The sequence below is a fragment of the Tenacibaculum insulae genome (assembly GCF_964512435.1).
GTDB lineage: Bacteria > Bacteroidota > Bacteroidia > Flavobacteriales > Flavobacteriaceae > Polaribacter > Polaribacter insulae_A.
This window is the reverse complement of sequence record NZ_OZ208512.1, coordinates 1255559-1274768: the sequence shown is the minus strand read 5'-3', so window position 1 is coordinate 1274768 and position 19210 is coordinate 1255559. Positions and strand designations below refer to the sequence as shown.

At 29.6% G+C, this 19210-nt stretch carries 20 protein-coding genes and 1 tRNA gene; 14 read left to right on the top strand and 7 right to left on the bottom strand.

Annotated elements, in window-relative coordinates:
• Positions 1-76 precede the first annotated feature (76 nt).
• Both ACN5J5_RS05885 and ACN5J5_RS05880 read left to right on the top strand, forming a co-directional pair.
• A complete protein-coding gene (locus tag ACN5J5_RS05885; protein ID WP_068702156.1) occupies positions 77-367 on the top strand; it encodes an HU family DNA-binding protein in 291 nt (96 codons plus the stop codon).
• A gap of 293 nt (positions 368-660) precedes the next feature.
• On the top strand, positions 661-2202 hold the full coding sequence (locus ACN5J5_RS05880) for an Rne/Rng family ribonuclease (RefSeq protein WP_418646377.1): 1542 nt from the start codon (positions 661-663) through the stop codon (positions 2200-2202).
• 55 nt (positions 2203-2257) lie between these two features.
• On the opposite strand, the gene ACN5J5_RS05875 is transcribed toward ACN5J5_RS05880, so the two are convergent.
• Together ACN5J5_RS05875 and uvrC are read right to left on the bottom strand one after the other, a co-directional pair.
• Entirely contained in the window at positions 2258-4438 is a 2181-nt protein-coding gene (locus tag ACN5J5_RS05875; protein WP_418646376.1) for a patatin-like phospholipase family protein, read from the bottom strand.
• Positions 4438-6231 carry an excinuclease ABC subunit UvrC gene (gene uvrC / locus ACN5J5_RS05870; protein ID WP_418646375.1) on the bottom strand — a complete coding sequence of 598 codons (1794 nt, stop codon included), beginning with the start codon at positions 6229-6231 and terminating at the stop codon, positions 4438-4440. Before uvrC ends, ACN5J5_RS05875 begins: the two co-directional genes overlap by 1 nt.
• Before the next feature lie 74 nt (positions 6232-6305).
• Between uvrC and ACN5J5_RS05865 the strand changes: the two genes are divergently transcribed.
• From ACN5J5_RS05865 to ACN5J5_RS05825, 9 genes are all read left to right on the top strand, one after another.
• Positions 6306-8075, top strand: a complete 1770-nt coding sequence (locus ACN5J5_RS05865; protein WP_418646374.1) for a MutS-related protein — start codon at positions 6306-6308, stop codon at positions 8073-8075.
• A gap of 56 nt (positions 8076-8131) precedes the next feature.
• Positions 8132-9124, top strand: coding sequence for a GTP 3',8-cyclase MoaA (moaA, locus tag ACN5J5_RS05860; RefSeq protein WP_418646373.1), 993 nt, complete (start codon positions 8132-8134; stop codon positions 9122-9124).
• Positions 9125-9191: 67 nt separating this feature from the next.
• Positions 9192-10382, top strand: a complete 1191-nt coding sequence (locus ACN5J5_RS05855; protein ID WP_418646372.1) for a molybdopterin molybdotransferase MoeA — start codon at positions 9192-9194, stop codon at positions 10380-10382.
• Between the two features lie 205 nt (positions 10383-10587).
• Entirely contained in the window at positions 10588-11064 is a 477-nt protein-coding gene (moaC, locus tag ACN5J5_RS05850) for a cyclic pyranopterin monophosphate synthase MoaC (RefSeq protein WP_418646371.1), read from the top strand.
• Complete coding sequence (locus tag ACN5J5_RS05845) at positions 11057-12172, top strand: NTP transferase domain-containing protein (RefSeq protein ID WP_418646370.1); 1116 nt, start codon at positions 11057-11059, stop codon at positions 12170-12172. The genes moaC and ACN5J5_RS05845 overlap by 8 nt, the downstream gene beginning before the upstream one ends.
• Positions 12165-12638, top strand: a complete 474-nt coding sequence (locus ACN5J5_RS05840; RefSeq protein WP_418646369.1) for a hypothetical protein — start codon at positions 12165-12167, stop codon at positions 12636-12638. Before ACN5J5_RS05845 ends, ACN5J5_RS05840 begins: the two co-directional genes overlap by 8 nt.
• A 195-nt stretch (positions 12639-12833) precedes the next feature.
• Positions 12834-13163: a hypothetical protein gene (locus tag ACN5J5_RS05835; protein ID WP_418646368.1), complete on the top strand. Its 330-nt coding sequence runs from the start codon at positions 12834-12836 to the stop codon at positions 13161-13163.
• Positions 13164-13181: 18 nt separating this feature from the next.
• The gene (locus ACN5J5_RS05830) at positions 13182-13556 is read left to right on the top strand and encodes a hypothetical protein (RefSeq protein WP_418646367.1); all 375 of its coding nucleotides are present in this window, start codon (positions 13182-13184) and stop codon (positions 13554-13556) included.
• Positions 13546-13794 (top strand): hypothetical protein, encoded by a 249-nt coding sequence (locus tag ACN5J5_RS05825; protein WP_418646366.1) that lies wholly within the window; start codon positions 13546-13548, stop codon positions 13792-13794. The genes ACN5J5_RS05830 and ACN5J5_RS05825 overlap by 11 nt, the downstream gene beginning before the upstream one ends.
• Before the next feature lie 34 nt (positions 13795-13828).
• Here ACN5J5_RS05825 and ACN5J5_RS05820 read toward each other — a convergent pair.
• Positions 13829-13910: transfer RNA gene (locus ACN5J5_RS05820), tRNA-Leu, on the bottom strand.
• A 102-nt stretch (positions 13911-14012) separates the two neighbouring features.
• Between ACN5J5_RS05820 and ACN5J5_RS05815 the strand changes: the two genes are divergently transcribed.
• From ACN5J5_RS05815 to pth, 3 genes are all read left to right on the top strand, one after another.
• Entirely contained in the window at positions 14013-14954 is a 942-nt protein-coding gene (locus ACN5J5_RS05815) for a ribose-phosphate pyrophosphokinase (protein WP_418646365.1), read from the top strand.
• Positions 14955-14976: 22 nt separating this feature from the next.
• Entirely contained in the window at positions 14977-15564 is a 588-nt protein-coding gene (locus ACN5J5_RS05810; RefSeq protein WP_418646364.1) for a 50S ribosomal protein L25/general stress protein Ctc, read from the top strand.
• Positions 15565-15655: 91 nt separating this feature from the next.
• A complete protein-coding gene (pth, locus tag ACN5J5_RS05805) occupies positions 15656-16222 on the top strand; it encodes an aminoacyl-tRNA hydrolase (protein WP_418646363.1) in 567 nt (188 codons plus the stop codon).
• A 44-nt stretch (positions 16223-16266) separates the two neighbouring features.
• On the opposite strand, the gene ACN5J5_RS05800 is transcribed toward pth, so the two are convergent.
• From ACN5J5_RS05800 to ACN5J5_RS05785, 4 genes are all read right to left on the bottom strand, one after another.
• Positions 16267-16716 carry a 6-pyruvoyl trahydropterin synthase family protein gene (locus ACN5J5_RS05800; RefSeq protein ID WP_418646362.1) on the bottom strand — a complete coding sequence of 150 codons (450 nt, stop codon included), beginning with the start codon at positions 16714-16716 and terminating at the stop codon, positions 16267-16269.
• Positions 16717-16822: 106 nt separating this feature from the next.
• Positions 16823-16978, bottom strand: coding sequence for a hypothetical protein (locus tag ACN5J5_RS05795; protein WP_418646361.1), 156 nt, complete (start codon positions 16976-16978; stop codon positions 16823-16825).
• Between the two features lie 12 nt (positions 16979-16990).
• Positions 16991-17758: an enoyl-CoA hydratase/isomerase family protein gene (locus tag ACN5J5_RS05790; RefSeq protein WP_418646360.1), complete on the bottom strand. Its 768-nt coding sequence runs from the start codon at positions 17756-17758 to the stop codon at positions 16991-16993.
• A 24-nt stretch (positions 17759-17782) separates the two neighbouring features.
• Positions 17783-19117 (bottom strand): MATE family efflux transporter, encoded by a 1335-nt coding sequence (locus ACN5J5_RS05785; RefSeq protein ID WP_418646359.1) that lies wholly within the window; start codon positions 19115-19117, stop codon positions 17783-17785.
• Between the last annotated feature and the right edge of the window lie 93 nt (positions 19118-19210).

Sequence of the window (19210 nt, the reverse complement as noted above, 5' to 3'; positions counted from 1 at the left end):
TTATTATTTTCGGAATAGATTAATTATCATATATTTGCACCCTCATTTTCAAAAATAAATTCAAAATATATATAGAATGACAAAAGCAGATATCGTATCTAAGATTTCAGACAAGAGTGGAATTGAAAAAGCAGATGTTTTAGCGACTGTTGAAGCGTTTATGGACGAAGTAAAAGATGCATTAGAGAGCGGAGATAATGTATATTTAAGAGGTTTTGGTAGCTTTATTATCAAAACTAGAGCAGAGAAAACGGGTAGAAATATTTCAAAAAATACTACTATCAAAATTCCTGCACATAACATACCTGCTTTTAAACCATCAAAAGTGTTTACAGAGGGTGTTAAAACTAAAGTATCTGTAAAGTAATTAAAAAATTATTAATCCGAAACCTCATAAGGTTTTACAAAACATTTTAACTATGCCAAGTGGTAAAAAAAGAAAGAGAGCTAAGATCTCTACACACAAAAGAAAGAAAAGAGCAAGAGCAAATCGCCATAAGAAAAAGTAAGCTAACGCTTACTTTTTCGTTGCTTTTATAGCTTATTAAGTTCATTGACATTAAGGTTTTAACACCTTAAGATGGTATAAAAATTATACCTGTTTACAAATTTTAATCCGTCTGCGTAAAATTATTACGTTGGCACAAAACTATATTCAGAATGAAAACAGAATTAATAATTCGTTCAAATTCTTCTGATATTGATTTCGCCTTACTAAGAGATGGTAGACTTATTGAATTAAACAAAGAAACAAGCGATAATAAATTTTCGGTCGGAGATGTTTTTCTAGCAAAAATAGGAAAAGTGATGACTGGTTTAAATGCCGCTTTTGTAAATGTTGGATATCCTAAAGATGGTTTTTTACATTATCATGATTTAGGTCCGCAAGTACAATCTTTAAACAAATTCATTAAGAAGGTAAGCATAGGTAATTATAAAGAATTCACTTTAAAAAACTTCCGATCTGAAAACGATATCAATAAAGACGGAAGCATTAATGATGTACTAAAATCAGGTCAAAATTTATTAGTACAAATTGTAAAAGAACCAATTTCTACCAAAGGTCCGCGTATTAGTTCGGAACTATCAATAGCTGGTAGATTTTTAGTTTTAGTTCCTTTTTCTAACCGAGTATCTGTATCTCAAAAAATAGCAGATCCTAAGGAAAAAGAACGTTTAAAAAAATTAGCAAAAAGTATCAAACCAAAAGGGTTTGGACTTATTTTACGTACTGTTGCACAAGGTAAAAAAGTAGCAGAACTAGATAAAGATTTACAAAATTCACTTGATCGTTGGAAAAAAATGTGCAATAGCATTGCAAATCAAAATACACCAACAAAAATATTAAGTGAGTTAAACAGAGCATCTTCTATTTTAAGAGATGTAATGAACGATTCTTTTACAAGTATTGTAACCAATGATGAAACTTTAATGATTGAAATTAAAGAGTATTTACAAGAAATATATCCTGAAAAGGAAAGTATTGTAAAACTACACAAGGGAGATACTCCTATTTTTGAGAAATATGGGATCGAACGACAAATAAAAACATCATTTGGTAAAACAGTTTCTATGAGCAAAGGTGCGTATTTAGTTATTGAACACACCGAAGCTTTACATGTTATTGACGTTAACAGTGGTAACCGATCTAACAAAGCTTTAAGCCAAGAAGAAACTGCATTAGAAGTTAATTTAATTTCTGCCACCGAAATTGCACGTCAATTACAATTGCGTGACATGGGTGGAATTATTGTTGTTGATTTTATTGATATGAAATCGACAGAAAACAGACAGAAATTATATCAACATTTAAAAGACGCAATGTCTTTAGACCGTACAAAACACAAAATATTACCTCCGAGTAAATTTGGTTTAGTACAAATTACAAGACAACGTGTACGACCTGAATTAGAAATAAAAACACGTGAACCAAACCCGAATAAAAACGGCGAAGTTGAAGCTCCTATTGTTTTAATTGATAAGATAGAAGCTGAGTTAGAACGCATAATGAATAGCGGTAAAAACTATAAGGAAATTACATTAAATGTACATCCTTTTATAGCTGCTTATTTAACAAAGGGCGTAAATTCTATCCGTTTTAATTGGTTTGTTCAGCACAAAAAGTGGATTAAAATATTACCAAGAGATGCATACCAATACTTACAATATAAATTCTTTTTAAAGAAGAAAAAAAGTAAGTAAGGCAATCTTATTATGAAATAAAAATCCCGTATCATTTGATACGGGATTTTTTGTTTTAAAACCAAAAACCTAAGTTAAATAACCAATATGTTTCTGAATGATCGGGAGACCAACTATACTTTAATTCTACAGGTCCTAAAAACGTTTCAACACTATATCCTACAGCGTAACCCGATTTTGTACCCTCAAGAACTTCTGAAAAAATATCTTCTTCAACACGTGCATAATTTGCAATAAAATTTAAATAATGTTTGTCGTAAAATTGATATTTAAAATTAAATTCAGATTTTAAAAATGATTGATCACTTAAACTACCTGTTTGGTAACCATAAAAACTTTTAAAATTATTAATATAATTTTGATTGTAGTCTCCTAAACGATAATCAAATATTTGAGAACTTTTTTTACCTAAAGTATATCCTCCTTCGGCTGTATATTGCAAGCTTAATTTATCAAAAATCATGGTTGCAAAACCTAAGCTACCACTTAATTGCGAAAATTGCTGAAACTCATCACTACTGCTAATTAATTTATCTAGCTTATCATTTCTATCCGACCAAACATACCATTTAAAAGCTATATCAGCATAAAAACCTTTTGTTGGAAAAACTTTTTTATTGTAAGAATCAAATTTTAAAAAGGAATACAGGTTTACATAGTTACTTTTATCAAAAAAAACTTCTTCGCCACTTGCTAATATATTTTCTGAACTTAAAGTAATATGTTTATTTTCTACTCCTATTCCAAATGCAAATTTTTCGTTAATTGTTGTTTGTATATAAAACGCATTTGTATAATCTGAATATTTTGCATTTATATAGTTTGTTTCGTGAAAAAAATCACTTTTAAAATTATTATAACGCGATTTAAAACCATAACTGGCCGCCAAACCATTGTCTATAAAATACTCTAAATTATAGCGCAAACGATCTCCCAAACCAACATCTAAAGAAATATCATCATTATCAGTAAACAATCGTTTATGATTATAGTTTAATAAGGCTGCAGATTTGTATAACAAATCATAATGTAACCCTACTTTAAAATAGGAGTTGATTTTTTCTTCTTTTACTTTTAACTCTAATTTTTTTCCTTGAAAAGATTTTTTAAGATGATAACTAATTCTATTAAAATTTTTAGATGCTGTTAAAGCATTTATTTTTTTAGAAATATCTTTATAAGAAACACTATCACCTTCTTCTAACTGTAGCTTTCCTAAAATATAATCGTTGGTGTAATTTTTATTTCCTCCTATAACAATACGGTCTATTAAAAACTTTTTATCTTTAACTACATGCTTTTTTCTTATTTTTTTATCAATTTGTAATTTACCAATACTATCAAAAACTGCGGTAAATTTTTTAGCCTCTTCAATACCTTCTTTTAAAATTTCATCTTTTTTATCAAAAGAAATCACACTATAATCAACAATATCTGGACGTAAATAAACATTTAATAAACTAACTTGTTCATCAGCTTTTTCATACATCTGAAAGTTAATTATTTGTAATAATAATGATGCTACAGATGTTAATTCATTTCTTTTTAGCAACTGCCCCTGAACATTTACACCGATAATTAAGTCAACATCTTTTTGTTTCATTATATCTACCGGAAAATTATTTACAACACCACCATCAACTAATAATTTTCCATCAATTTCTACTGGATTTAATAATGAAGGAAAAGCGGCACTGGCTCTTAATGCCAAAGGCAATGATCCTTTGTTTAAAATTACTTCCTCACCAGATTCTATATCAGTAGCAATGCAATAAAACGGAATTGGAAGTTTTGAAAAATCGGTTACATTATCAACTGGTGCTAATAATTCGGTTAAATAATTTAATATATTTTGTCCTTTTGATAAACCTAACGGAAGTCCTATTTTTCCGTTTTTAATAGGCAACGATACGGTATATTTTTCTCCGTGTTCTTTCTCTGAAAGAGATTTATCATTTCTTTCAACTTTATCTTGTAATAAAGTAATAAAGTCGGTAGTTGCAATTATTTTTTCTATTTGTTTTGCTGAATAACCAGATGCATACAAACCACCAATCATAGCGCCCATACTAGTTCCGCCAATATAACTAACCTCAACGCCAGCTTTTTCTAATTCTTTAAGTACGCCTATGTGTGCAAATCCTTTTGCGCCACCACCACTAAGTACCAAACCAACTTTTGGTTGTTGTTGGGCTACTAAAAAAATAGGAAAGAATAAAAATAGTAACTTTTTCATTATTTTAATTTTTGATAATATTGATATACTTTTTGAGCTCTCGAAAAACCAACAATTTCTTTTAATTCATCTAAAGTAGCCTCTTTTACTCTTTTAGCCGATTTAAATTTACGCAATAAATTGGTAATGGTTTGTTTACCAATATCCGGAATCTGTTCTAATTCTGATTGAATGGCACTTTTACTTCGTTTATTTCTATGAAAAGTAATTCCAAATCGGTGTGCTTCGTTACGTAAAAACTGAATAATTTTTAAGCTTTCAGATTTTTTATCTAAATATAAAGGAACATTATCTCCTGGATAATAAATTTCTTCCAAGCGTTTTGCGATACCAATAATGGCTATTTTGCCTCTTAAATTTAAAACATCTAAGCTTTTTAATGCAGATGATAATTGTCCTTTTCCACCATCAATAACAATTAATTGTGGCAACGGTTGTTTTTCTTCTAACAATCGTTTGTAACGACGAAAAACCACTTCTTCCATCGATGCAAAATCATCAGGACCTTCAACGGTTTTAATATTATAATGTCGATACTCTTTTTTGCTAGGTTTACCATCTTTAAAAACCACACAAGCTGCCACAGGATGCGTTCCTTGAATGTTCGAATTATCAAAACATTCAATATGTCTCGGCTCTTCATGCAAACGTAAATCTTTTTGCATTTGACTCATAATTCGCTTTACATGACGATCTGGATCTACAATTTTTATTTGCTTAAACTGTTCCATTCGATAATATTTAGCATTTCTTTCAGATAAATCTACAATGCGTTTTTTATCGCCTAATTTTGGAATGGTAACTTTAATGTTTTCTCCTAAATTAACTTTAAAAGGAACATAAACTTCTCTTGATAATGAGTTAAATCGATTACGTGTTTCTACTATAAATAGCTCTAATAATTGCTTATCAGTTTCTTCTAACTTCTTTTTTATTTCAGTGGTGTACGATTGTACTATTGATCCATTCATTACTTTAAAAAAGTTAGCATAACCATGAGTTTCATCAGAAATTATTGAAAAAACATCAACATTATTAATAGACGGATTTACAATTGTTGATTTTGCTTGATAATTTTTTAAAGCATCTAATTTGTCTTTAATTTTTTGAGCCTCTTCAAACTTCATATCCGAAGCAAAACCCAGCATTATTTGTTGTAATTGTTCTAAACTTTCTTTAAAATTACCTTTAATAATACTTCTTATCGCTCTTATTTCATCTTGATAATTATCTTCGTACTGATGCCCTTCGCAAGCACCTTTGCAATTACCTAAATGGTATTCTAAACAAACTTTATACTTGCCCGAAGCTATTTTTTCTTTACTTAAATCGTAGCTACAAGTTCGTAAAGGATACAGTTCTTTTATCAAATCTAACAAGGCGTGTACGGTTTTCATATTGGTGTAAGGCCCAAAATATTCCGAACCATCTTTAACAACTCTTCGGGTAGAAAACACACGCGGAAAACGTTCTTTTTTTATACAAATCCACGGATAAGATTTATCATCCTTTAATAAAACATTATAGCGCGGTTTGTATTTTTTTATCAAGTTGTTTTCAAGCAACAGTGCATCTGTTTCAGTATCGACCACAATATGCTCAATCCTAACAATTTTTTTTACTAAAATGCGCGTTTTACCATTTTCGTGAGTTTTTGTAAAATAAGAAGCAACACGTTTTTTTAAATTTTTAGCTTTACCAACGTAAATAATCACCTCATTTTTATCAAAATATTGATAAACTCCGGGTAAATTAGGTAATGTTTTTAATTGAAGTTCTAATGGTGTTGGCATGCAACGAAAATACAATTTTATAAAGATAATTAAGTAGCTATACGTACATTTACAGTAATATTTATTTACAGATAATGCAACAACCAATTCAATTTTATAAAGAAGAAATAAACAACTTAAACGGCGATTTAACAAAGCTTAAAAAACAATTGTTTAGCACTCGTATTTTAAGGCTTTTTGCTTTTTTAGCTATTTGTTTTTCTACTTATATTGCTATTACAAAAAACAATTTATTGTTTTCAGTTAGCTTTATTAGTGTACTTATTTTTTTGTTTTTAATTGTAAAGCACACGCAATTAAAACGCAAAAAAAACCTTGTAGCAGCAAAATTACACATCAATAAAACAGAAATAAAAGTTTTAAATGGTGACTTTGCTGATTTAGAAAATGGCGAAGAATTTACAAATCCTGAGCATTATTTTAGTAATGATATTGATTTATTTGGGGCTGGTTCTTTTTTTCAATACATAAACAGAACAGCCACCAATGATGGAAGAAAATTGTTGGCAGATACCTTAACAAATAATCATATTAAAAACATTGAAGAGCGACAACAAACCACCAAAGAGCTCTCTTTAAAAGTAAAGTGGCGACAACATTTTACTGCAGTTGCCAATTTAATTCATACCAAAACTGCCACCACTACAATTGTAAGTTGGATACATTCTTATCAACAAAAAATAACTTCTTTTTTCCCCGTTTTTTCTCTTGTTTTTTCAGCAATTTCTTTAATTTTAATTGGCTTATTGAGTTTTAAAATCGTTCCGTTTTCAATCGTATTAATTTGGTTTTTTATCGGATTGATAATTACTTCGTTCTTTTTTAAAAATGTTCAAAAATTAGCAACCGAAACGTCTAAAGTAAAAGAAACATTTAATCAATACCATCAATTATTAGAATTGATAGAAAATGAAGATTTTTCTGATCCTACATTAAAAAACAAGCAAGAAAAAATTAAGCTGAAACTTAAAAAAGCATCAACTATTTTTAAAGAATTTTCTAAAAAACTTGATGCTTTTGATCAACGAAACAATATTTTAATTGCTGTTATTGGTAACGGGCTTTTTCTTTGGGATACTCGCAATGCTGCTAAAATAGAAAAGTGGATTTTAACCTATAAAAACACTGTTGAGGAATGGTTTAAAGTAGTTGCTTTTTTTGATGCTCAAAACTCGTTAGCAAACTTTGTTTTTAACAAACCTAATTATGTTTTTCCTACTATAACATCAGAAAAAACAACTTTAAATACTGTTAATTTAGGACATCCTTTATTAGATGCAACTAAAAGAATAGACAACGATTTTGTAATAGATAACGAACAATTTTTTATTGTTACCGGAGCAAATATGGCTGGTAAAAGTACTTTTTTAAGAACCGTTTCACTAGCAATTGTAATGGCTAATTGCGGATTGCCAATTTGTGCCGAAAAAATTAAATACAGTCCGATTAAATTAATAACCAGTATGCGAACATCTGATTCGTTAAACGATGATGAATCTTATTTTTATGCCGAGTTAAAGCGATTAAAATTTATTGTAAACGAAATTAAAACTGAAAATTATTTTATCATTTTAGATGAAATTTTAAAAGGTACCAATAGTAAGGATAAAGCCATTGGTTCTAAAAAATTTGTTGAAAAATTAAACAAGTCAAAATCAACCGGAATAATAGCAACACACGATGTTAGTTTATGTGATTTAGCAACAGAATATACAACCATTAAAAATTATTATTTTGATGCCGAAATTATAAACAATGAGTTACATTTTGATTATAAAATGAAAAACGGAGTGTGTAAAAACATGAACGCTTCTTTTTTATTGAAAAAAATGGAAATTGTTTAAGTAAACTATGATAAATGGCATAAAATTATTGAATCATTAAACCGTATCTTTGTTATATGAGTAAACTTATTGATGCTTTTGGTAGACAAATTAGCTATGTTCGGTTAGCTGTAACCGACCGTTGTAATCTTCGTTGCCAATACTGTATGCCTGCTCAAGGTATTGATATTGTGCCAAGAAAAGAGCTGTTAACGTATAAAGAAATGTACCGAGTTATTCGTGTACTTACTGAATTGGGAGTTAACAAAGTTCGCTTAACTGGCGGAGAACCTTTTGCACGTAAAGATTTTATGGCTTTTTTAGAAATGCTTTCTTTTAACGATTTGTTAGACGAGATTAATATTACTACAAATGGCGCTTTAGTTTCTGGCCACATTAAAACTTTAGAAAAGCTTAAAAAAATAAAAAACATAAATTTAAGTATTGATAGTTTACATGCTGATAAATTTGCAAAAATTACACGTCGTGATGTATTTACTGAAGTATATAAAACTTTTGAATTATTAGAAAAAAGCACTTTAAATTTAAAACTAAATGTAGTAGTGCAATCTGGTTTTAATACAGATGAAATTAATGATTTTGTTTCCTTAACAAAAGATAAGAATATTGCAGTTCGTTTTATTGAAGAAATGCCTTTTAACGGAAAAGGACAGCGAGATATTAAAGAAAGTTGGAATTACAACAAGATTATAGAAGAGATAAAAACTAAATATAGCGTAGAAAATATTGTCTCAGAAAAATCATCTACTTCACGAAATTTTTCTATTAAAAATCATTTAGGAACCGTAGGAATTATTCCTGCTTTTACACGAACAATTTGTAGCGATTGTAACCGAATACGAATAACATCAACAGGTACTTTTAAAAATTGTTTATTTGATGATGGCGTTTTTAATTTACGCGATTTTATTCGTAACAGAGCAAGCAATGACGATTTAAAAGCGCTTTTTTTATCATTGATAAAAGAAAAACCCGAAAACGGATTTATTGCCGAAGCAAATCGAAAAAAAGGAAACGTGAGTGAAAGTATGAGTACTATTGGTGGGTAAAATAATTTATTAATTTATAACATAACCATACGTTATTCTGAACTTATTTCAGAAGCACATCAAGAATATGATTTCAGTACAAGAAGCAAAAAAAATAATACTACAAAACACAGTAGATTTTGGGATTGAAGAAATTCCGTTTATAGAGTCTGTTGGTCGGGTTTTAAAAGAAACTATTGTTGCCGATAGAGATTTTCCGCCTTTCAACCGTGTTGCAATGGACGGAATTGCAATCAATTTTTCTTATTTTAAAAATGAGCAACGAAATTTTACTATTGAAGCAGTTCAGCCTGCCGGAAGCAAGCAATTAACCATGCAAAATTCGGCAAACTGTATTGAAGTAATGACAGGAGCAGTTTTACCAAATAATTGCGATACTGTAATTCGTTATGAAGATGTTGTTATAGAAAATGGAGTGGCAACAATTACTGTAAATACTATAAACAACAAACAAAACATTCACACCAAAGGGAAAGATAAAATTAAAGGAGCGCAGTTAATTAAAGAAAATACTATTATTTCTCCTGCCGAAATTGGCGTAATTGCCACCGTTGGTAAATCCACCATAAAAGTAGCAAAACAACCTAAAGTAATGATTATTTCTACAGGTGATGAATTAGTAGGTGTTGATGAAAATCCGCTAAAACACCAAATAAGAAGATCTAATGTATATACTTTAGTTTCACTTTTAAATAAACTATATATTCCTTCTAAAACAGATCATATTACGGATAATAAAGAGGTTTTAAAAAACAAAATAAACGGTTATTTAAAAGAATACGATGTTTTATTATTTAGTGGCGCAGTAAGTAAAGGAAAATTCGACTTTTTACCAGAAGTATTAAACGAATTAGGGGTAGAAAAACTGTTTCATAAAGTTGCTCAACGACCAGGAAAACCTTTTTGGATGGGGCAAACTAATACCTGTAAAGTATTTGCTTTTCCAGGAAATCCAGTTTCTACATTTGTAAATTGTTTAGTTTATTTTTATCAATGGTATTATAAATCGGTAAACGTAAAACAACCTGAAGAAACGGCAATTTTAGCTAACGATATGGTGTTTAAACCTAATTTAACGTACTTTTTACAAGTAAAATTAAGTTATCGTTTTGGGCATTTAATTGCAACTCCTATAAAAGGAAATGGCTCTGGAGATTTAGTGAGTTTGGTTGAAGCTGACGGGTTTATAGAAATATCGAAAACAGAACAAATTGAATTTAAATCAGGAACCGTTTTTCCTGTAATTAGGTATAAATAATGCCTTTTTGATACTAATTTGATTTTCCCTCGGACATCAAATTCACTCGAAGTGACAATTCGTTTATAAATACCGCGTTGATTTTACTAAAAACAGTATCTAACTTGTTAGTTCGAGTAATTTTATTAAAATGACAATGGAAATAAAAATGTATCTAGAACAACTATTACCTTTAACAACCTATTCTAATATTTAGAAAATAAAAATGAATAAATTCACCCATATAAACGAACAAAATCAGCCTAAAATGGTAAATGTTTCTGATAAAAAAATCACAAAACGAACAGCTATTGCAAAAGCTATTATGTTTTTAGGCTCAGAAATTATTTCTCATTTTAAAAATGATGATTTAATTACTAAAAAAGGGCCTGTTTTTCAAACGGCAATTATAGCTGGTATTCAGGCAGTAAAAAAAACATCTGATATTATTCCGATGTGTCATCCACTTTTAATTAATGGAGTAGATATTGATATTAATATTACAGATGATAAACATATAACCGTTTTTTGTAAAGTTACTATTGAAGGTAAAACGGGTGTTGAAATGGAAGCTTTAACAGGCGCTTCAGCAACTTGCTTAACAATTTATGATATGTGTAAAGCTATCAGTCAAAAAATGATAATTAAAGAAGTGAAATTAGTAGAAAAAACAGGAGGAAAATCTGATATTAAAAATGGATAAAAAACATCAAAAACACGCAAATATTACAAAAAAGTTCAATGATAATTATGCAACAAACGAAGTTGCTATTTTAGGAACAAAATGTGATGTTATTGCTAATTTAGTTTCAGAAATTTCTACAAAATTATCAACTTATAATTTAGCTTATTTTGATGCTTCACATGCTAAAAATATTGCTACAAATAAATTCTCAGAATACACTTTTCATCACGAAGGAAATCTGCAAATAAACACAACATCAGTAATAAATAAATTTGAACAACGCTTGCAATTTGTAAGTCACGATTTTGTGTTTATTAATGGAAATCATTATCAAGGAGCGAAACAAATTTTAATTTTAGATGATGAAAAAGAAGCATCTATAAAAAAACGTTTAGATCAAATTACTAACATCCAATTTATAGTAAAATTAAATCCTGAAACTCCAATTTTTGATTGTTTAGTTGATAAATTTCCTCAAATTAAAAACCTTACGTGTTATACTATTAAGGAAGTTGATAAAATTACAAATCATATTAATTCTTTAATTAAAGAACACATTGCTATTGTAAAAGGGTTGGTTTTAATTGGCGGAAAAAGTACCCGAATGGGAACTAACAAGTCAGAATTAAATTACTTTGGCAAGCCACAAAAAAAACATCTAAAAAAATTACTGGAAAATAATAATTTAGAAGCATTTTACTCTGTACATACAAGCTCTAATAAATCTGATGAGATACACGATACTTTTTTAAATTTAGGCCCATTTGGGGGAATTTGTTCTGCTTTTCAAAAAAATCCAAATTCGGCTTGGTTAGTACTTGCAACTGATGTTCCTTTTGTAAATGATGAGTTAATTAAATTACTCTTACAAAAAAGAGACTCGAGTAAAATAGCAACTGCTATTAAAGGAATCAACAAAGATTTTCCAGAACCTTTAATTACCATATACGAGCCAAAAGCATATCCTAAATTACTACAATATTTGGCGCAAGGATATTCGTGCCCAAGAAAAATGCTAATTAATTCTGATATTAAAATTATTGAAGTGGAAGATGCTTTAATTAGAAATATTAATACTCCTACTGAATTTGAATCTGCAAAAAAAGAAATAAATAAAAGTGAATAAGTTAATTATTATAAAAGGAAATCAAAAACACTTTTTATTTCGATTTTTAGCCGCTATTATTTATGCTGCTGTACTTTTTATTCTGATTCGTTTTTTTATTAAAATTCCCATTTCGAATACCGAAAGTTATAGAATTGATATTTTAAATTTAATAAAACTTGAAATTTATATTATAACAATTGCTTTATTAGCTTCGGTTGTTAAAAACCATCATTTTAATCTTAAAAAAAATACTTACCGACAATATTATTCGGTTGGACCATTTGGGTATGGTAAATGGATAAACATTGGTAATTTAACTTATACCTCTATATACTTAAATAATAATGATGTTTATGAGGTAATTATTTGGGATGAAACAAACAATCGTTTTAAAGTTTCGTTTCACAAAACAGAGCTAGAAGCTATTGAAACAGCTGAATTTATAGCTCAAAAATTAAATATACAATTCTACACAAAAAATTAATTACTCAAGGTTTCATATACATCTTTTTCTTAATAATAAAAAAGGTAAAACACCTTTTTTATTAACTTTTTATTAAGGCTTTTACAATATTTTAACACTGAAAATATTATAATGTAATAAAATGATACGATTGTTCAATAATTCAATTTCCCTATAAAACTATCTTTGGTATCTAGCTAAAAGAAAAACTAAATATTGGAATTAGAAAAATTATTAAAAGAAACAAAGTCGAAAGCTATTTTCCTCTTAAAAGAAAACGGAGATGCGATTGATTTTTACCCAAAAGATAACAACTTAGGAGAATTACAAGATAAAATAACCGTGTTTAAAGCAACTATTTTTAATATGAGTAATCATTTTTTTAATACTTACTTTAACACTGGTTTAAAAGAAATTGTATTAAAATCTAAAGACGAAAATATACTTATAATTAAACATAAAGAGTATATCTTATCTTTTTTATCAGACAAAAGTATCAATACAAGCTTATTAGAACTTGTATTAAAAAAAGAATTTAACCACTAACTATAAAATAAGAAAAACATGCAACAAATTTTAGACGATTTAGTAAAAAATGTAAAAGAAAACATCCCTGGATACATAGGAATTAGCGTGGCGGAAGTTGCCTCGGGAGAATCACTTATTTCAGATTCAGCACAAGATGGATTTGACCCAGCATTAGCATCTGCATACAATGTAGAAATTATTAATGCAAAACGTAAAGCAATGAAATCTTTAGGTTTAGATGAAAACTTAAACGATATTCATTTTAATTTAGATAGCCATATACACATTATTAATATTTCGCCAAGTGGTGATTATTTTGTTTATTTAGCTGTAGACTCTAAGAAAGCAAATTTAGCATTGACTAGGACATTGTTAAATAAATACAAACAAGAATTAAACAATGAGCTATAATCAAATTGATTTAGCTAAATATAATTTTGATAGTACATTTGTTGAATATATAAATTCTTACTTAGATATTTATAAAAACAAAGTTCTACAAGATGCACCCGCCCCCCTAGAAGTGCAAAATACAACTTCAGAGAAAAGAGATATTAAAGCAATACTTGAAGATTTCTTTTTTTCTCCAAAATATGATAATGTTTTGGATGCTATTGGCTTTGGAACAAAAAAAGCAGTAGAAGGTTAAAAAAAAAGCGAGAAGAAATTCTCGCTTTTTTTTGTACTCGAGGCGGGAATCGAACCCGCACTCTCGAAAGAACTGGATTTTGAATCCAGCGCGTCTACCAGTTCCGCCACTCGAGCTTTTTATTGGTGCTGCAAATTTATAAAATATTTTATTTAATTCGTTTAAAATAGTTCTACTTTTGCACTAACAACAACACTAATTAAAATAATTTTTTGTAAATGACTACAAATCAACTAAGTCCAAAAATTTTTACTTGTTCTCAAAGCACAGAACTAGCTAAAGAAATTGCTAAAAAGTACGGTGTAGAACTTGGTAATGTAATAACAACACATTTTAGCGATGGTGAGTTTCAACCAGCATTTGAAGAATCTGTAAGAGGACGAAGAGTATTTCTTATCGGTTCAACTTTTCCGTCCGCAGATAATTTAATGGAAATGTTATTAATGTGTGATGCCGCAAAACGTGCATCTGCAAGACATATTACAGCTGTAATGCCTTATTTTGGATGGGCGCGTCAAGACAGAAAAGACAAGCCACGTGTAGCTATTGGTGCTAAATTAGTTGCTAAATTATTAGAAGCTGCCGGTGCTACTAGAATTATGACAATGGATTTACATGCAGATCAAATTCAAGGGTTTTTCGAAAAACCAGTAGATCACTTATTTGCTTCAACTATATTTTTACCATACGTAAAAAGCTTAAATTTAGATAACTTAACTATTGCATCACCTGATATGGGAGGTTCTAAAAGAGCCTATGCATATTCTAAATTTTTAGAAAGCGATGTAGTTATCTGTTATAAACAACGCCAAAAAGCCAATGTAATTTCACACATGGAATTAATTGGAGATGTATCTGGTAAAAACGTAATTCTTGTTGACGATATGATTGACACTGGAGGAACGTTAACCAAAGCAGCTGATTTGATGATAGAAAGAGGTGCTTTAAGTGTTCGTGCAATTTGTACTCACCCTATACTTTCTGGTGATGCTTACGAGCGAATTCAAAACTCTAAATTAACAGAACTAATAGTTTCAGATACAATTCCGTTAAAAAAGAATGTATCTAAAATAAAAGTAGTATCTTGCGCCACTTTATTTGCTGATGTGATGCATAAAGTTCAAGATAACACATCTATTAGCGATAAATTTTTAATGTAAACAAATTTAATAAATAAAAGTAATGAAATCAATTACAATCAACGGATCTCAAAGAGAAAGCGTAGGTAAAAAAGCAACAAAAGCCTTACGTAATGCTGGAAAGGTTCCTTGCGTATTATACGGAGGAGACAAGCCTGTTCATTTTTCAGCGGAAGCAAAATCGTTCAAGCCATTAGTATTTACTCCAGATGTATTTACAGCTACGATTGAATTAGATGGTACAACATATAGTGCTGTTTTACAAGATATCCAATTTCACCCAGTAAACGATAGTATTTTACACGTAGATTTTTACCAGTTATTTGATGATAAAGCGGTAACTATGGAAATTCCTGTACGTTTAGTTGGTACTGCAAAAGGTATTATGTTAGGTGGTGCTTTACGTCATAACTTACGTAAATTAAGAGTAAAAGCTATACCAGCTAATTTACCTGACTTTATTGAAGCAGATATTACTGAATTAGAAATTGGTAATAAATTATATGTTACTGAGTTAAAGAATGATAACTATTCTTTATTACACCCAGATAACACTGTAGTTGCTCAAGTACGTATGTCTCGTAACGCAGCTAAAGCAGCAGCTGAAGGAGATGCGGAAGCAGAAGCTTAAAAAGTTATACAGTTATAATATAAAAGCGTTACAAAATTGTAACGCTTTTTTTATTTTTGAGTTATTATAACTGTTTAAAAACAAAAAATTTATGAAAAAATTTTTAATCGTAGGTTTAGGTAATATTGGCGAAAAATACGACAATACACGTCATAATATCGGCTTTAAAATAGTGGATGCTTTTATTAAAGAACACGATGCTAGTTTTGAAACCGATAAACTTGGTGATGTTGCCAAATTAAAAATAAAAGGGAAAACAGTACTTGTTTTAAAACCTAGCACTTATATGAATTTAAGTGGAAAAGCGGTTATGTATTGGATGAAACAAGAAAACATTCAAGTAGAAAATTTATTGGTAATTACTGATGATTTAAATATCGATTTTGGAAAACTACGTATTAAAGGTAAAGGTAGTTCTGGTGGACATAATGGGTTAAAAGATATTCAAGAAAAATTTAATACTGGTGCCTATCCAAGATTTCGTTTTGGTGTTGGAGCATCGTATGGAAGAGGTCGTCAGGTAGATTATGTTTTAGGACAATGGAGTAAAGAAGAAGAAAGCGAAATGATTGAACGTATACCTACTTCGGTAAAAGCCGTTACTTCTTTTATAACTGCGGGATTATCAAATACCATGAATGAATTTAATGGAAAGTAATTTCTACAATTAAAAAAAGCGTTGAATAAATTTCAACGCTTTTTTTAATTATCGCTAGCAAACCATTCGGCAAAACTAGTATCAGTTTCTTGTAGCCTTATGGCATGTAGTTTAATCTTATCTGGCAACCTACTTTTTATCTTTTTAGCAAAATCAATCACCATCATTTCACTGGTTGGCTGATAATCAACCAAAATAACATGGTGCCCTCTATCTTTTAACTCTTTTGCTAACTCAACATGAGGTGTATTTTGATTAAAAACTGTTGCATGGTCAAAAACATCAACAATTTCTTCTTTAACAATTTTCTTTAAATCACCAAAATCAATTACCATACCGTATTTTACATTGGTAGTATCAGTAATTGGCTGTCCCATTACAGTTACCGAAAGTTTATAACTATGACCGTGAACATTTTTACATTTTCCGTCATAACCATATAAAGCATGACCTGTTTCAAAAGAAAATTGCTTTGTAATTCTAATATTACCCACTATCTTTTAAATTTTTTATTACTTCTGTATTTATTATAAAAATACACAATTGCAACACCTGCTGCTAAAATGGCAAATAAATAATCTCCTCCCATAATATTTAGTTTTATTTGCCGAAAGTACGAATTTGTTTTACAATTTTAGTAAATATCCATACGAAACCTACTGATAATAAAATTCCGACAAGTACCGATAGTGTTGGATGTTGTGCTATCCATTTTCCTACCTCATACCCTGTTTTATATGCGTCACTTTTTTCCATCTCTTAAGATAATTATTTTTTAAACTTTGATAACGCCTTTTTGGTAAAGTCAGACAGTACTAGTTTACCCGAAGTTTCGGCTCTTTCAATCAATAATTCTTGCCAATGCGCTGTTCCTTTCCATAAAGCTCTTTTCATTTCTGATAAAGCCTCTGGATTATAAGATGCTATTTTTTCTGATAAAACCTCAACCTCTTTATCTAACGCTTCTTTGGTTTCGAAAACACGCGCATATAATCCTTTTTCTTTTGCCCAATACGCATTTTTCCAACTAGTAGCATCTAACGTTAATTCTGCCAAACCACTTACGTTAATTTTACGCTCTACGGCAGGCGCAATTACAAATGGACCAATACCTATTGTAAATTCTGATAATTTAATAGCCGCATGCTCTGTTGCTAAAACGTAGTCGCAAGCCGCAGCTAAACCAACTCCGCCACCAACAGTTTTACCTTGTACGCGACCAATAATTAATTTTGAACATTTTCGCATCGCATTAATCACATTTGCAAAACCAGAGAAAAATGCTTTTCCGTCTTTTAAATTATCAATCGCTACTAGTTCATCAAAAGAAGCTCCGGCACAAAAAGCACGATCTCCTTCAGATTTTAACACAATTACTGAAACTTCATCATTATTAGATAATTTATCAAATTCATCAGCTAAACGACCTAACAACTCACTAGGAAATGAATTGCTTGCTGGATGCCCAAACTCTACTGTCGCTATTTTATTATTAATGCTTGTATATAAACTTCCGTTTTGTCTTGTTGTAGTCATATTTTCTTTTTTAACTTCTCAAAATTACTCTTTTTGTAAACGTGATAAAAACGTATTTCTAAATTTAAAAATTAAGGGAACACCGCGAGCAATAATCCATCCAAAAAAAGCAATCCAAATAGCATATAATTTATAATCTAACGAATCAAAAATTAATAAAACTGGAATAAAAACGAAGGCTGTAGAAAGTAATAATACATTACGCAAATATTTCATTTCTCCCATTCCTTTAAAAATTCCGTCGTAAATAAAAGCAATAGAGCAAATAGGCTGCATAATTAAAATAATCCAAAAACTGTTGTAAAATTCAAGTAATACCTCATTTTCTTGAGTAAAAATTCTTCCTATATTATTATAAAAAACAAATCCGATTAACGCTAAAAAACTTCCAAATACAAATCCGTAAATAATTAAATTATTTCCTAGCTTTACCAAAGTTGGATATGCTTTTGCTCCCAATAATTTTCCGGATAAGATATTTCCTGCGGTTGAATAACCATCTATCATAAAAGCACCCATCAACCATAAATTAAATCCGATTGTATAGGCAGCAATATATTCTTTACCGTAAGATGTTGCGTAAGAGGTGGCAAAAAATAACGCAGCATTCAATGCAATGGTACGAACAAATAGATTTAATATCATACTTATAAATCTCGGGATTTCCTTATTAAAAGGCAACGTAAATTTTAATGAAATCGTTGTTTTTTTTAATAATAAATATGCCGAAATAATTGCCATAGTAACCTGTGCAATTACACTCGCATAAGCAGCACCTTTAATATTTAAAGCGGGTATAAAACCCTCTATTCCGTACACTAAAATAATATCAAAACCAATGTTTACAAAGGTTCCGATAATAGCGATTAACATTGGGTAATAAGTATTTTGTAACCCTCTAAATGTACCAAAAACTGCAATTACAAATAAGGTAAACGGAAAACCAAAAACCCGTATTTTATAATAAGCAACAGAATAGGCTAAAATAGTACCAGAAGCATTGTAAAACTCAAATATTTCTTTTGTAAATGGATAAGTAATTCCTAAAATAAGCAAGCTCGTTGCTACCACTAAAAAAGTTGCTTGTGCTGGTAAATTTTTAACTTCTTTTAATTTATTTGCACCAACATATTGCGATATGATGGATGAAATTCCGCTTCGTGTTTGCCCAAATACCCAAATTAACATCGACAAAAAAGCACCTACAATACCAATTGCGGCAATACTTTCGGTAGCATTGTAATTAATATTTCCTACAATGGCTAAATCGGTGGTAGATAACAAAGGCTCTGCAACCCCAGCAATTAAAGCAGGGAAAGCAAGTTTATTTATTCTCTTAAAACTAATATCGTTATTCATATTTTTATCTTCACTACAAAAAAACAGCTATTCTATTACATTAAGAAGAAAATTGATTAAAATAACCTATTTTAAATATCAATTATCTTTGTA

Coding starts and splice junctions, on each gene's coding strand:
- pth (WP_418646363.1), top strand. CDS start 15,656: ATGAAAAAATTTTTAATCGTAGGTTTAGGTAATATTGGCGAAAAATAC.
- uvrC (WP_418646375.1), bottom strand. CDS start 6,231: ATGCCAACACCATTAGAACTTCAATTAAAAACATTACCTAATTTACCC.
- ACN5J5_RS05830 (WP_418646367.1), top strand. CDS start 13,182: ATGCAACAAATTTTAGACGATTTAGTAAAAAATGTAAAAGAAAACATC.
- ACN5J5_RS05845 (WP_418646370.1), top strand. CDS start 11,057: ATGGATAAAAAACATCAAAAACACGCAAATATTACAAAAAAGTTCAAT.
- ACN5J5_RS05855 (WP_418646372.1), top strand. CDS start 9,192: ATGATTTCAGTACAAGAAGCAAAAAAAATAATACTACAAAACACAGTA.
- ACN5J5_RS05880 (WP_418646377.1), top strand. CDS start 661: ATGAAAACAGAATTAATAATTCGTTCAAATTCTTCTGATATTGATTTC.
- ACN5J5_RS05795 (WP_418646361.1), bottom strand. CDS start 16,978: ATGGAAAAAAGTGACGCATATAAAACAGGGTATGAGGTAGGAAAATGG.
- ACN5J5_RS05810 (WP_418646364.1), top strand. CDS start 14,977: ATGAAATCAATTACAATCAACGGATCTCAAAGAGAAAGCGTAGGTAAA.
- ACN5J5_RS05815 (WP_418646365.1), top strand. CDS start 14,013: ATGACTACAAATCAACTAAGTCCAAAAATTTTTACTTGTTCTCAAAGC.
- moaA (WP_418646373.1), top strand. CDS start 8,132: ATGAGTAAACTTATTGATGCTTTTGGTAGACAAATTAGCTATGTTCGG.
- ACN5J5_RS05790 (WP_418646360.1), bottom strand. CDS start 17,758: ATGACTACAACAAGACAAAACGGAAGTTTATATACAAGCATTAATAAT.
- ACN5J5_RS05865 (WP_418646374.1), top strand. CDS start 6,306: ATGCAACAACCAATTCAATTTTATAAAGAAGAAATAAACAACTTAAAC.
- ACN5J5_RS05885 (WP_068702156.1), top strand. CDS start 77: ATGACAAAAGCAGATATCGTATCTAAGATTTCAGACAAGAGTGGAATT.
- moaC (WP_418646371.1), top strand. CDS start 10,588: ATGAATAAATTCACCCATATAAACGAACAAAATCAGCCTAAAATGGTA.
- ACN5J5_RS05875 (WP_418646376.1), bottom strand. CDS start 4,438: ATGAAAAAGTTACTATTTTTATTCTTTCCTATTTTTTTAGTAGCCCAA.
- ACN5J5_RS05785 (WP_418646359.1), bottom strand. CDS start 19,117: ATGAATAACGATATTAGTTTTAAGAGAATAAATAAACTTGCTTTCCCT.
- ACN5J5_RS05825 (WP_418646366.1), top strand. CDS start 13,546: ATGAGCTATAATCAAATTGATTTAGCTAAATATAATTTTGATAGTACA.